The organism is Streptomyces sp. NPDC046939, from assembly GCF_040644575.1.
GTDB lineage: Bacteria > Actinomycetota > Actinomycetes > Streptomycetales > Streptomycetaceae > Streptomyces.
In genome coordinates this window covers 25,335-38,281 of sequence record NZ_JBEYWV010000009.1, presented here as the reverse complement: position 1 = coordinate 38,281, position 12,947 = coordinate 25,335, and the positions used below count along the sequence as shown (strand labels likewise).

Here is a 12,947-nt window from a genome sequence, read left to right as displayed (position 1 = left end):
CGGTAAAGCCGATTTTGTCGGTAATGGCACGTATCGTCTTTTCATGCCCACGCCTTACGGAAACCGCGGCGGCCTGGCGTTCGGCGCAGAAGAGCTGCGTGTGCTCCGACGCGCCCTCGCCCTCGCCCTCCACCCAAGCCCGGCCACGGACACGGACGTCCGGGAGTGTCTGCGACTCGCGGAGTCGGTCGACGCGGCCGTGCGGGAGAGCGCCCGTATGCGGGCCTTCCTCCTCGCGGACCTCGACCGCTACCGGGCCGCCCTGCCCGGCTCCGCCACCGGCTATCTGAGCCTCCTCGCGGACGCCCTGGCCGCGGGGTACCGGCCCGGCGCCGACGACCTCGCCGGGCTGCGCGCCCTGCGCGGCAACCCGGCCGCCGCCGCCCTGCTCGGCCGCTGCCAGGCCCTCGCCGAACAGAGCGTGCGCGAGCGCCTCGCGGCCCCCAGGCGCCCGCGCGTCCCGGCCTCCCGCTCGCACCTGCTCGCGCTGCCCGGCGGCCTGACGGCGGGCGACCAGCAGCCCCCGAAGCCGCAGCCCGCCCCGCCGAAGCCGATGCCGACCCCGGCCGAGGTATTCCCGCCCAAGCGGCGACCCGCCCGGCCGGAGGCCCCGTCGCGGCGTCTCGTCGCGGGCTAGCTACTCTGGAGCCATGGAATACGTCTCCGCGCTCGTGCCGCCCGTGGTGATGGCCGTGTTCTTCATCGGCCTGATCGTGACGATCGTGAAGTCGCAGGGTGGCGACAAGAAGGCCAAGGAGGACGCGGCCGTCGACGCCGCCCTCGCCCGCGCCGAGGCCGCCCGGCAGAGCGGCGGCGCGCACGAGGCCGGGGCCTGACGCCACCGGCCCGCCGCGTGGCCACAGCGAGGAGAGGGGCGCCCACCGGGCGCCCCTTTTGCTGTTGATTGCCGATGTTCGCCACGTTGGGCGTTGAATTACCGTCTTCTCCCACTATTGTGCTGTTCGTGCCCCGCCCCTTGGGAGAACTCGAAGACGCTGTGATGACACGGGTGTGGAAGTGGAACCGCCCCGTGACGGTGAGGGAAGTCCTGGAGGATCTCCAGCAGGAACGCTCCATCGCGTACACGACGGTCATGACCGTATTGGACAATCTCCATCAGAAGGGCTGGGTGCGCCGCGAGGCGGAAGGCCGGGCCTATCGATATGAGGCCGTCTCCACCCGCGCCGCGTACTCGGCCGCACTGATGAACGAGGCATGGGGGCGCAGCGACAACCCCGCCGCCGCGCTCGTCGCCTTCTTCGGCATGATGTCGTCCCAGCAGCGCGAAGCGCTCCGCGACGCCATGCGCATCGTTCAGCCCGAAGTGCCGTCCGAAGAGGCGCCCGAAGTACCGGCCGAAGTGCCCCCAGGACCCGGGGAAGCGGACGGGGGCCCCGGGCGATAGCGTCCGCACATGCCAGCAGAGCCCCCCGAAGTCTTCCCCCGCTCCGATTCACCCGCTAAAGCGGTCAGTGTCCGCAGGGCCAGGACCGCCGATGTACCGGCGGTGCGCCGACTGCTCGACGCGTACAGCCGACAGGGGATCCTGCTCGACAAAGCGACCGTGACGCTTTACGAGGACATCCAGGAGTTCTGGGTCGCGGAACGGGACGACAACGCGGAGGTCGTCGGCTGCGGCGCCCTGCACGTCATGTGGGAAGACCTCGCGGAAGTCCGCACCCTGGCGGTGAACCCGCAGGTCAAGGGCGGTGGCGTGGGCCACCAGGTGCTCGACAAGCTGCTGCAGACCGCGCGCTGGCTCGGTGTTCGCAGGGTTTTCTGTCTGACCTTCGAAGTCGAGTTCTTCGCCAAGCACGGCTTCGTGGAGATCGGCGAGACGCCGGTCGATACGGTCGACACCGATGTCTACAGCGAGCTACTGCGTTCCTATGACGAGGGCGTCGCGGAGTTCCTCGGTCTCGAACGAGTGAAACCGAACACCTTGGGCAACAGCCGGATGCTTCTGCATCTGTGATCGTCGCGTCCGGTATTCCGGCAACGGGCGGCGCCCGGTGCCCTATGTCCGAAACGCGCATGTTTACTGCCCGGGTGGGCAGCGTACAACTCCGGGATCTCTCCCGATCTCAGCCGAGGGTTTGTGTTTTCCACGGAAAAGCGGTTTGCTTTCCGCGTACTGCAGTAGTGGGTAGTAGTGCATATAACAAGGGGACGGCGAATCGGCGGCCGTGGTCGCGTGGTCGGCCCCTCGGATATCGATGAAAGGAAATCCGGTGGCACAGAAGGTTCAGGTCCTTCTTGTCGATGACCTCGACGGTGGCGAGGCGGACGAGACCGTGACGTTCGCGCTCGACGGCAAGACCTACGAGATCGACCTCACCACCGCCAATGCGGACAAGCTGCGCGGTCTTCTCGACACCTACGTGAAGAACGGCCGGCGCACCGGTGGCCGTGCCGCGAGCGGCCGGGGCAAGGCGCGCGCCGCGTCCGGTGGCAACCAGGACACCGCGCAGATCCGCGCGTGGGCGAAGGAGAACGGCCACGAGGTGAACGACCGCGGCCGTGTCCCCGCCGCCATCCGCGAGGCCTACGAGAAGGCCAACGGCTGAGCGCTCGGCGCGGCCGATGCACGGCGCAGGCGGGCCCGGTGGCAGCACGTCGCCGCCGTGTCCACGAGACGCACGAGATCGGGGGCGCCCCCACCGCCCCCCACGACCGGACAGGTCGACACGGCCGTCAAGGTCGTCAGGGCCGGCAGGACCGGTTCCACCTCGCGCCCGGGTTCGGGGGGCCGCACCCACACGGCGGCCTCCTGCGAGCCGGCCCACCCCGGAGGCGTCGGCGCGTCGATGGACGCGCCGGCCCCGAGCGTGACGAGGTCCAGGGGGAGCGCCCCCCACTCCAGCCAGTCGAGCAGGCCGGGCACCTCGTCGGCGCTGCCCGCGGCGAGCAGCAGCCGCATCGTTTCCCCCCGTACGGCCACCGGCGAGCGGGGATCGAGCCTGCGCAGCATCGCGAACCCGGCGTCGGCCGGGACCTCGAGCACGTCGAAGCGGAGCCCCGTGCGCAGTCTGGCGCCCTCGGGGCCGCACGTCGTGGCCCAGCCCAGCTCGTCCTCGTACCACTGACGGACGCGCTCGGATCCGGCCGTATCGGCCGGTGCGCCCGCGTCGAGCGGACGCCGGGGCTTGGGGAGGGCGGCTTCGGGGCGGTGCGGGGCGGGCGGAGGAACGACCATGCCAGGAGCAACCCCCGAGAACCGCCCGGGGTTACGCGCTGTGCCGGTTCAAACGCGCCACGTGTCCGAAATCGGGGCGTACGGGAGCGTTGGGCGGCGCAATGGTGTTCGCCCATAGCGGAGGGAACCGGCGCGCGCCGCATGGAGTGTCAGTCCTTGCGGGTAAGACATCCCTAGTGGGAGGGGCGACACGGAAAGGCCGGGCCGCCCGCGTTCGCCATCGGCGTAGTGATGGTGGAGGTATCTGCCTGGCCTGCGGGAACATCGTCTCGCACCATCGGGTTGGAGCAGGTGTCGGCGTTCGGGGACGGGAGACTGTCCAGGGAAGGGTCCGGGTGTCGGCAGATGGAATGAGCGGTCCCCGCTTACGGGACTAAGCTGCGGAAGGACAGGGAGGGGACAGCCCCCTTACTGCCTGACCGCTCTGAGGAGCGATTAACGATGTTCGAGAGGTTCACCGACCGCGCGCGGCGGGTTGTCGTCCTGGCTCAGGAAGAAGCCCGGATGCTCAACCACAACTACATCGGCACCGAGCACATCCTCCTGGGCTTGATCCACGAGGGCGAGGGTGTCGCCGCTAAGGCCCTGGAGAGCCTCGGGATTTCGCTCGAGGCGGTCCGCCAGCAGGTGGAGGAGATCATCGGCCAGGGCCAGCAGGCCCCGTCCGGCCACATCCCCTTCACCCCCCGTGCCAAGAAGGTCCTGGAGCTGTCGCTCCGCGAGGCCCTTCAGCTGGGCCACAACTACATCGGCACGGAGCACATCCTGCTCGGCCTGATCCGCGAGGGCGAGGGCGTCGCCGCCCAGGTCCTGGTCAAGCTGGGCGCCGACCTCAACCGGGTGCGGCAGCAGGTCATCCAGCTGCTCTCCGGTTACCAGGGCAAGGAGACCGCCACCGCCGGCGGTCCTGCCGAGGGCACGCCCTCCACGTCCCTGGTGCTCGACCAGTTCGGCCGCAACCTGACGCAGGCCGCTCGTGAGTCCAAGCTCGACCCGGTCATCGGGCGCGAGAAGGAGATCGAGCGCGTCATGCAGGTCCTGTCGCGCCGTACCAAGAACAACCCGGTCCTGATCGGTGAGCCCGGCGTCGGCAAGACCGCCGTCGTCGAGGGCCTCGCCCAGGCCATCGTCAAGGGCGAGGTGCCCGAGACCCTCAAGGACAAGCACCTCTACACCCTCGACCTCGGCGCGCTCGTCGCCGGTTCCCGCTACCGCGGTGACTTCGAGGAGCGGCTGAAGAAGGTCCTCAAGGAGATCCGCACCCGCGGCGACATCATCCTGTTCATCGACGAGCTGCACACGCTCGTCGGCGCGGGTGCCGCCGAGGGCGCCATCGACGCCGCCTCGATCCTGAAGCCGATGCTGGCCCGCGGTGAGCTCCAGACCATCGGTGCCACCACGCTCGACGAGTACCGCAAGCACCTGGAGAAGGACGCCGCGCTCGAGCGCCGCTTCCAGCCCATCCAGGTCGCGGAGCCGTCGCTGCCGCACACCATCGAGATCCTCAAGGGTCTGCGCGACCGCTACGAGGCCCACCACCGTGTCTCCATCACGGACGAGGCCCTCGTGCAGGCGGCCACGCTCGCCGACCGGTACATCTCGGACCGCTTCCTGCCGGACAAGGCGATCGACCTGATCGACGAGGCCGGTTCCCGGATGCGCATCCGCCGGATGACCGCGCCGCCGGACCTCCGCGAGTTCGACGAGAAGATCGCGGGCGTCCGTCGCGACAAGGAGTCGGCGATCGACTCCCAGGACTTCGAGAAGGCGGCTTCCCTCCGCGACAAGGAGAAGCAGCTCCTCGCCGCGAAGGCCAAGCGCGAGAAGGAGTGGAAGGCCGGCGACATGGACGTCGTCGCCGAGGTCGACGGCGAGCTGATCGCCGAGGTCCTCGCGACCGCCACCGGCATCCCGGTCTTCAAGCTGACCGAGGAGGAGTCCTCGCGTCTGCTGCGCATGGAGGACGAGCTCCACAAGCGGGTCATCGGCCAGAAGGACGCCGTCAAGGCGCTCTCGAAGGCGATCCGTCGTACGCGCGCCGGTCTGAAGGACCCGAAGCGTCCGGGTGGTTCGTTCATCTTCGCCGGTCCGTCCGGTGTCGGTAAGACCGAGCTGTCCAAGGCGCTCGCCGAGTTCCTCTTCGGTGACGAGGACGCGCTGATCTCCCTCGACATGTCGGAGTTCAGCGAGAAGCACACGGTCTCGCGTCTCTTCGGTTCGCCCCCCGGCTACGTGGGCTACGAAGAGGGTGGCCAGCTCACCGAGAAGGTGCGCCGCAAGCCGTTCTCCGTCGTCCTCTTCGACGAGGTGGAGAAGGCCCACCCGGACATCTTCAACTCGCTGCTCCAGATCCTGGAGGACGGTCGCCTGACCGACTCCCAGGGCCGCGTCGTGGACTTCAAGAACACGGTCATCATCATGACGACCAACCTTGGTACGCGTGACATCTCCAAGGGGTTCAACCTGGGCTTCGCCGCCCAGGGCGACACGAAGTCCAACTACGAGCGCATGAAGAACAAGGTGTCGGACGAGCTCAAGCAGCACTTCCGCCCCGAGTTCCTCAACCGCGTGGACGACGTCGTCGTCTTCCCGCAGCTGTCGCAGGACGACATCCTCAAGATCGTCGACCTGATGGTCAGCAAGGTGGACGAGCGCCTCAAGGACCGCGACATGGGCATCGAGCTCTCGCAGTCCGCGAAGGAGCTCCTCTCCAAGAAGGGCTACGACCCGGTGCTCGGCGCGCGTCCGCTGCGTCGCACGATCCAGCGCGAGGTCGAGGACACCCTCTCGGAGAAGATCCTCTTCGGCGAGCTGCGTCCGGGCCACATCGTGGTCGTCGACACGGAGGGCGAGGGCGAGAACAAGACCTTCACCTTCCGCGGCGAGGAGAAGTCGGCGCTGCCGGACGCTCCTCCGATCGAGGACGCGGCGGCGGGTGGCTCCGGTGGCCCGAACCTGTCCAAGGAGGCGTAGCCCCTCCGGGGTGAGCCTGTGAAGGGTGGGCCCGAACCGTTCCTGCTGGACGGTTCGGGCCCACCCTTTTTCAGCGCCCCCGGACCGTGATCTCGGCGGTCGGGAAGAGTGCGGCGTACGAGGCCGGGTCCTGGGGCGCCGCCTGGTCCGGGAAGATTTCCACCGCCTGGACCGACGGGAAGCAAGACGCGTATGGGGCGATCTGGGCGAGGCCGTCGGACAGGCGCAGAGCGAGGCGGGTGATGTGCGGGAGCTCCGGCAGCGGCGGTGGGGGAAGGGTTTCACCCTCCAGGTAGAGGCCCCTGAGCCCCGTGTGGTCGGCCAGCTCTTCCCAGTCGGTGGCCTGCAGAGGGTTGGCGCTCACGCTGAGAAAGGTGAGCCCGGACAGGATGGGCAGGGCGCGTAGGCCGGTGTGGGCCGCCGCGCCCCGCGCCAGGTAGAGGGAGCGCAGCCGGTCCGAGAACGGCAGCTCGTCCATGAGCGCCTCCCCGGGCAGGGCGTAGCCGATGAACAGGGACGACAGCCGCTTCAGCGCGGACAGGCCGCGCGTGCCCGGCACCTCGATGAGGCCCAGGTGCTCCAGGCCGGTGCCGGCGAGCGGCGTGAGGTCGAGCGTGTGCGGGCTGCGCCGCAGCGTGAGGGTCCGCAGGGCGGGCAGCTCCCGTAGCGGGCCCAGGTCGTCCACGGCGGCGTTGTCGGCGAGCGCGAGGGCTTCCAGCCGCTCCGGGTCCGTCGCCGCGAAGATCTCCTCCCAGGTGTACGAACCCGTCAAATCGAGGCGCCGCCACGAGGCCATCGTCCGCGCCGCCTCCCACTGCTCGCGGCCGTGCACCGTCAGGTCCAGCTTCTCGCGGTCCACGTGGGCCAGGACGTCGTCCGCGTATTCCTGAGCGGGGAACCTGTGCCACGTGCCCACCAACTGTCGCCGCACCTCCAGGGATGGGTGCTCGCGGTACTTCTTCAGGACCGGGAGCGAGCCCTCCTCGCCGAGCAGGGACGCCGTCACGGTCACCGCGTGCGCCTCGTCGTCCGACAGGCCCTGGGGGCCGGGCAGGAGTTCGAGGACGAGGCGGCCCGCCTGGGCCAGTTGATGTGCTTCTGTCACCGTACGGGGCGGGATCAGGCCCCCCGCCCGCCCCCGTACCTCCTCCGCGACCTCCTGGTCCACCGAGGTCGCGTCCTGGAGGCAGGCCAGGGCGAGCAGCGTCATGCGCGGGGTGCCGGGGGCCAGCAGCCCGCGGAGCAGGCGGCCGCGTTCGCGGGTGCGGGCGTGGGCGACGGCCATGCGCAGGACGTCCTCCCACTGGGTGTCGTCGGCGCGGCCGAGCAGGACGTCGAAGTGGCCCTCCTCGACGGCGTACCGGGCGGCGAGGTGGTCGAGGAACGTGCGGTGCGCGAAGTCGACGACCCCGGCGGCCGGGGAGCGCAGGACGCCGCTGCGCAGGAGGAGGTGGCGCAGGATCGCCGGCGCATCGCCCTGGGCGGCAGCTGCGGGGACGGTCGGCAGGGCGCGTTCGAGGAGGGAGAGCGCGGTGTCCTCGTCCATTTCGCTGCGGCCCGCGAGGACGAGGGCGTAGGCGAGGCGCTGGAGGAGTTCGATCTGGTCCTCGGTCTCCAGGTCGATGCCGTCGAGGTTGCCCATGCCGCGCTGCCGGTCGCGCTCGGTCAGGATCATCTGCAGGGCGGCGTCGTAGAGGGCTTTGCGGCGGGGCGGGAGGTAGCCGCGCCGGGCCCGGTGCAGGGCGCAGATCAGGCCGCACATCAGCGGGTTGGCGGCGAGCCGGGCGAGGTCGGGCTTGGTGCGCAGGGCGTCGAGGAGGGGTTCCTCGTGCTCGGGGGCGCGGGCGGCGGTGTGCCAGCGGCGTACGAAGGCGGTGACGCGGGCGCTGTCCATGGGGGCGAGCGTCAGTTCGGTGAAGCCGTCGTCGGACAGCCATTCCGGGCGGACGGCGGTGGGCCGTGCGGTGAGCAGCCAGCGGTTGCCCGGGTAGCCGCGTACGAGGGCGAGGAGCCAGTCCCGTACGCGGAGGCGGTCGGCGGCGGGGACCTCGTCGAGCCCGTCGACCATGACGAGGGCGCGGCCGTCGGTCAGGACGCGCTCGGCCCAGCCCTCGGGCGGGGTGTGCGGGCAGTCCGTGCCGGTGAGGAAGTCGGCGGGGGCGGGCAGCCGGGGCGCGCGGGCCAGGGTGCGCAGCGGCAGGACGTAGGGGACGCGGTCCTCGGTGGTGGTGGCGAGCCACTGGATCAGGGTGGTCTTGCCGGAGCCCGCGCCGCCGCGCAGCAGGACGCGGTCGTGGGCGGCGAGGGCGTCGGCGACGGCGAGGCGCACGGTGACCGGGGTGGGTTCGGGGGAGCCGGGTCCTGGCGGGCCGTCCTCGACGGCGGTCGCTTCGAGGCTGAGGTAGGCGAGGTCGAGCGGCCAGGAGTCGGTGGTGTCGCGGGCGTCGAGGCCGAAGATCGTCAGGTGGTTGTGGCGCAGGGCGAGGTAGCTCCGGTAGCGCTGTTCGAACGCGCGGTCGGCGCCGCTGCCCGGGGCCCGCGCAAGCAGGGCGTCCAGCTTGGCGATGGTCTCGGCCTGCCCCCGGCTCTGCTCGACCAGCGTGCGGGCCACGAAGGTGGACCGCTGGGTGAAGAAGTGCAGGATGTGCAGGCACGCCCACTCGGTGAGGTTGTCCAGGAAGTAGGCGGCGTCCGTCGAGAGGCCGGGCGCGGGGGCGGCGGCGCGCAGGGTCCGGGCCAGTTCCCGGTGGCCGAGCCGGACGGCCTGGACGTCGTCCATGCCGAGGTCGCCGAGGGAGCGCAGGGTGCGAGCGAGGGCGAGGACGACCGCTTCGCCCTCGTCGTACGGGAACGGGGGCTCGCCGGGCCCGTCGAGCGCGGCCGTGACGAGCTTCCTGGCGAGGCGTTCGACGTCCTGTTCGGTCAGCGTGCGCTTCTCGCCCTTGAAGGAGACGAGCCCGGAGATGCGGACGGGCCGGTCGGTGAGGCCCGCGCCGGGGCCCTCCTGGACGAGCAGTTTGCGGAGCGCGGGGACGATCAGGCTCGATGCCAGCCGGGTGCCGAGGACAGCGGGATCCATGGCTCGGGAGCGTAGCCCCGATCACATCCGACGCGGGTTGGATCTTGAGCGCCGGTGACAAGCCGCACAAGCGATTTGCCCGGTACTACCCGAAATAGTGGAACGTTGGCATCGCGGGGTGTCGGTTGCGCGATCGAGGGAGCCCGCCGTTTTGTCTTGTTTGCGAACAAAGGGGTGGAGTGGGCGCTGACGGCTGGGGTCCGGGCGCGCTGTGTGGGGCTAAACCATCGATCGGTGGATAAATCAGGCACTTCGCCTGCGGTTCCTCGGGGGTGTCAAGAGACCGCCGTCACCCCACCCGTGTACGACGTGTCGTAGTAATTCGGGACATTGAGTTGGAGGTGGGGTGGGGGTTACCAAGGGATGGCCGACCCGGTGACACGAGGACGTGAGCCGGGTCCCTCCACGCCCAGCCGGAGTCCCTTCGGGTTCCAGGAGGGCGCCCCAGGACCCGAATGTCCCCGAAGCTCGAAGAGGTCTCCCCGTATGTCGAAGCGCACCATCTCCCGCCGTCCCGGTTCGTCGGTCCTCCGTCAGCGCGCCGCCGTCGTGGCCGCCGGTTTCGGTCTGTCCGCCGCGCTGGGCGCCGGGGTCGCGCTCGCCGCCGACTCCGCCCAGGGCCCGCTGCCCGCCGTCTCCGCCGCGTCGGTGCAGGCGCAGGCCGACGCCCAGGCCAAGGCCGCCGCCTCCGCCAAGCAGGCCGCCGCGAAGGCCGAGGCCGCCGCCGTGAAGGCCAAGCAGGCCGCCGCGAAGAAGGCCGCCTCCTGGATCGACCCGGTCACCCACTACCAGCTCTCCGCCGGCTACAACCAGGGCGGCAGCATGTGGTCCACCGGCAAGCACTCCGGCCAGGACTTCGCCGTGCCGATCGGCACCAATGTCATGGCCGTGCACGGCGGCACCGTCGTCAAGACCGGCGGCAACGGCGCCGGTGACGGCCCCGCCTACGGCAACGCCGTCGTCATCAAGCACGCCAACGGCACGTACTCCCAGTACGCGCACCTGTCCCGGATCGACGTCCACGTCGGCCAGAGCGTGTCCACGGGCCAGCACATCGCCCGGTCCGGCAACACCGGCAACTCCAGCGGCCCGCACCTGCACTTCGAGATCCGTACGACCCCGAACTACGGCTCCGCGGTGAACCCGGTCGCCTTCATGCACTCCAAGGGCGTGAAGGTCTGATCCGCTGAGGGCTGCTTCAGCCCTTGTGGGCCTGGACGACCAGGTCCGTGGCGACCTCGAGGATGGCCTTGCGCTTCTCCTCGGGGTCGCCTTCGGTGTCCTTCAGGACGAACATTCCCGCGTGCATCGAGAACAGGGCGCTGAAGCAGCGCACCCGGTTGGTCAGGGTGACGTCCTCGGGCAGCAGATGGTCGAGGAGGGTCGTCATCCGCTCCTTGAAGTTCTCGCCGATGCTCAGCTCGCGCATCGTCGCCTGGTTCTCCTGCATGAAGCGGAAGAGCGGGGCCGCGTTCGTGAGCGCGATGCCGTAGCGGGTGAGGATCTCGCGCTTGGTGTCCAGGGTCGACGGCTGGCCGTCCGCCCAGACGATCAGCTCGTCGATCGGCCTCATCAGGTCGTCGAAGAGGCTGACGACGATGTCCTCCTTGGTCTTGAAGTGGTAGTACAGTGCCGCCTTCGTGACGCCGAGGCGCTCGGCGATCTCCCGCAGCGAGGTCTTCTCGTACCCCTGCTCGGCGATGAGTTCGAGGGCCACGTCCTGGATGCGCTGGCGGGTGTCCCCGCGCCGCTGCTGCGGCTTGCTGCTGCTGCCCGTGACCATCGCGTGCCCCTCGTGCTCCTTGGAGTTCTCTTGGGAGAAACTTACTTGACGCCCGGCTAGTTGGCGCTCTACCTTCCCCATTGTAGGTAACTAGCCGGGCGGCAAGTAAGTCCCGGAATCGACTTCTGGGGGAGCTGGGGATCATGGCGACAGCAGCGATACAAGAACAAGAGCAGGGAAAACAGCCGCGCAGCGTACGCGTCGTGCTGATGGCGCTGATGATCGCCATGCTGCTCGCCATGCTCGACAACATGATCGTGGGCACCGCGATGCCGACGATCGTGGGTGAGCTGGGCGGACTCGACCACCTCTCCTGGGTCGTCACGGCCTACACGCTCGCCACCGCCGCCTCCACCCCCATCTGGGGCAAGATCGGCGACATGTACGGCAGGAAGGGCGCCTTCCTGACCTCCATCGTCATCTTCCTGATCGGCTCCGCGCTCAGCGGCATGGCCCAGGACATGGGCCAGCTCATCGGGTTCCGGGCCGTCCAGGGCCTCGGCGCCGGCGGTCTCATGGTCGGTGTCATGGCGATCATCGGCGACCTCATCCCGCCCCGGGAGCGCGGCAAGTACCAGGGCATGATGGCCGGCGTCATGGCGCTCGCCATGATCGGCGGACCGCTCGTCGGCGGCACCATCACCGACCACCTCGGCTGGCGCTGGGCCTTCTACATCAACCTGCCGATCGGCGCGGTCGCGCTCGTGATGATCACCGCGGTCCTGCACCTGCCGAAGAAGCGCTCCTCGGGCAAGATCGACTATCTCGGCGCGGCGCTGCTCACCGTGGGCATCACCGCGATCGTCCTCGTCACCACGTGGGGCGGGTCGGAGTACGCCTGGAACTCCGCCGTGATCATGGAGCTGATCGCGATCGGCGTCGCCGCGCTCGTCGGCTTCGTCTTCTCGCAGACCAAGGCCGCCGAACCGATCCTGCCGCTGCACATCTTCCGCAGCCGCAACTTCACCCTGATGTCCCTGATCGGCTTCATCACCGGGTTCGTGATGTTCGGCGCGGTGCTCTTCCTGCCGCTGTACCAGCAGGCCGTGCAAGGCGCGTCCGCGACCAACTCCGGTCTGCTGCTCCTGCCCATGCTGCTCTCGATGATGGTCGTCTCGCTGGTCGCGGGCCGGGTCACCACGAACACCGGCAAGTACAAGGTCTTCCCGATCGTCGGCAGCGTCCTGATGGTGGCGGGCCTGTTCCTGCTCGCCCAGATGGACACCGGCACCTCCCGCTTCACCTCCGGCCTCTACATGGCCGTGCTCGGCGCCGGCATGGGCTGCCTCATGCAGATCACGATGCTGGTCGCGCAGAACAGCGTCGAGATGAAGGACATGGGCGTCGCGTCCTCGTCCACCACGCTGTTCCGCACCCTGGGCTCGTCGTTCGGTGTCGCCATCATGGGCGCGCTGTTCAACAACAAGGTGCAGGACGTCATGGCGCAGAAGGCGGGCGCGCTCGGCGGCAAGGTCACCGAGCAGTCGGCGCAGCTCGACGCCGCGAGCCTGGCGAAGCTGCCGGTCCAGGCCCGCGAGGCCTACCAGTACGCGGTCTCCTCCGGTACGCACTCCGCGTTCCTGCTCGGATCGATCGTGGCGATCGGCGCGCTGGTCGCGGCGTGGTTCGTGAAGGAGGTCGCGCTGCGCGGGGCGGGCCCGCAGAAGGCGGCGGAGGCCGACACGACGGACGTCCCGTCCGACGGCGGCACGGCGGACGGTCAGTCGGCCGTCGACGACAAGCAGACCGAGGGCGGCGCGGCCGGGGACGCCGCGCGGGGCGGAAAGACGGTGCCAGAGTCCGTCTGAGCGGACCGCCCCTTTGCCCGCCCCCGGTCGCGGACGGCCCCGGCGCCAACAGGCACCGGGGCCGTCGGCTGTCCGCAACTGTGTACGACCCCGGCGCGCTGAGCAGGC

At 69.7% G+C, this 12,947-nt stretch carries 11 protein-coding genes; 8 read left to right on the top strand and 3 right to left on the bottom strand.

Going from position 1 to position 12,947, the window contains the following annotated elements; all coding sequences use genetic code 11:
• The first annotated feature begins 43 nt into the window (after positions 1–43).
• The 5 genes from ABZ877_RS12180 to ABZ877_RS12160 all read left to right on the top strand — a co-directional run bounded on the left by ABZ877_RS12180 (position 44) and on the right by ABZ877_RS12160 (position 2,567).
• Entirely contained in the window at positions 44–637 is a 594-nt protein-coding gene (locus ABZ877_RS12180) for a hypothetical protein (RefSeq protein WP_361068486.1), read from the top strand.
• 13 nt (positions 638–650) lie between these two features.
• Positions 651–836, top strand: a complete 186-nt coding sequence (locus ABZ877_RS12175; protein WP_361068483.1) for a hypothetical protein — start codon at positions 651–653, stop codon at positions 834–836.
• A 128-nt stretch (positions 837–964) separates the two neighbouring features.
• Positions 965–1,405 carry a BlaI/MecI/CopY family transcriptional regulator gene (locus ABZ877_RS12170; RefSeq protein ID WP_361068920.1) on the top strand — a complete coding sequence of 147 codons (441 nt, stop codon included), beginning with the start codon at positions 965–967 and terminating at the stop codon, positions 1,403–1,405.
• A 9-nt stretch (positions 1,406–1,414) separates the two neighbouring features.
• Positions 1,415–1,975, top strand: a complete 561-nt coding sequence (locus tag ABZ877_RS12165) for an amino-acid N-acetyltransferase (protein WP_361068481.1) — start codon at positions 1,415–1,417, stop codon at positions 1,973–1,975.
• Positions 1,976–2,231: 256 nt separating this feature from the next.
• On the top strand, positions 2,232–2,567 hold the full coding sequence (locus ABZ877_RS12160) for an Lsr2 family protein (protein WP_361068478.1): 336 nt from the start codon (positions 2,232–2,234) through the stop codon (positions 2,565–2,567).
• Here the strand turns inward: ABZ877_RS12160 and ABZ877_RS12155 are convergent.
• A complete protein-coding gene (locus ABZ877_RS12155) occupies positions 2,546–3,196 on the bottom strand; it encodes an SCO3374 family protein (protein WP_361068475.1) in 651 nt (216 codons plus the stop codon). The genes ABZ877_RS12160 and ABZ877_RS12155 overlap by 22 nt on opposite strands.
• A 441-nt stretch (positions 3,197–3,637) precedes the next feature.
• Here ABZ877_RS12155 and ABZ877_RS12150 point away from each other — a divergent pair, with 441 nt between their 5' ends.
• Positions 3,638–6,169, top strand: coding sequence for an ATP-dependent Clp protease ATP-binding subunit (locus tag ABZ877_RS12150; RefSeq protein WP_361068472.1), 2,532 nt, complete (start codon positions 3,638–3,640; stop codon positions 6,167–6,169).
• Between the two features lie 70 nt (positions 6,170–6,239).
• Here ABZ877_RS12150 and ABZ877_RS12145 read toward each other — a convergent pair whose 3' ends face one another.
• Complete coding sequence (locus ABZ877_RS12145; RefSeq protein WP_361068469.1) at positions 6,240–9,248, bottom strand: NACHT domain-containing protein; 3,009 nt, start codon at positions 9,246–9,248, stop codon at positions 6,240–6,242.
• A gap of 486 nt (positions 9,249–9,734) precedes the next feature.
• Between ABZ877_RS12145 and ABZ877_RS12140 the strand changes: the two genes are divergently transcribed.
• On the top strand, positions 9,735–10,430 hold the full coding sequence (locus tag ABZ877_RS12140; RefSeq protein ID WP_361068466.1) for a M23 family metallopeptidase: 696 nt from the start codon (positions 9,735–9,737) through the stop codon (positions 10,428–10,430).
• Positions 10,431–10,446: 16 nt separating this feature from the next.
• Here ABZ877_RS12140 and ABZ877_RS12135 read toward each other — a convergent pair whose 3' ends face one another.
• The gene (locus ABZ877_RS12135) at positions 10,447–11,031 is read right to left on the bottom strand and encodes a TetR/AcrR family transcriptional regulator (RefSeq protein WP_361068463.1); all 585 of its coding nucleotides are present in this window, start codon (positions 11,029–11,031) and stop codon (positions 10,447–10,449) included.
• Positions 11,032–11,174: 143 nt separating this feature from the next.
• Here ABZ877_RS12135 and ABZ877_RS12130 point away from each other — a divergent pair, with 143 nt between their 5' ends.
• Positions 11,175–12,839, top strand: coding sequence for an MDR family MFS transporter (locus ABZ877_RS12130; RefSeq protein ID WP_361068460.1), 1,665 nt, complete (start codon positions 11,175–11,177; stop codon positions 12,837–12,839).
• The last annotated feature ends 108 nt before the right edge of the window (positions 12,840–12,947 follow it).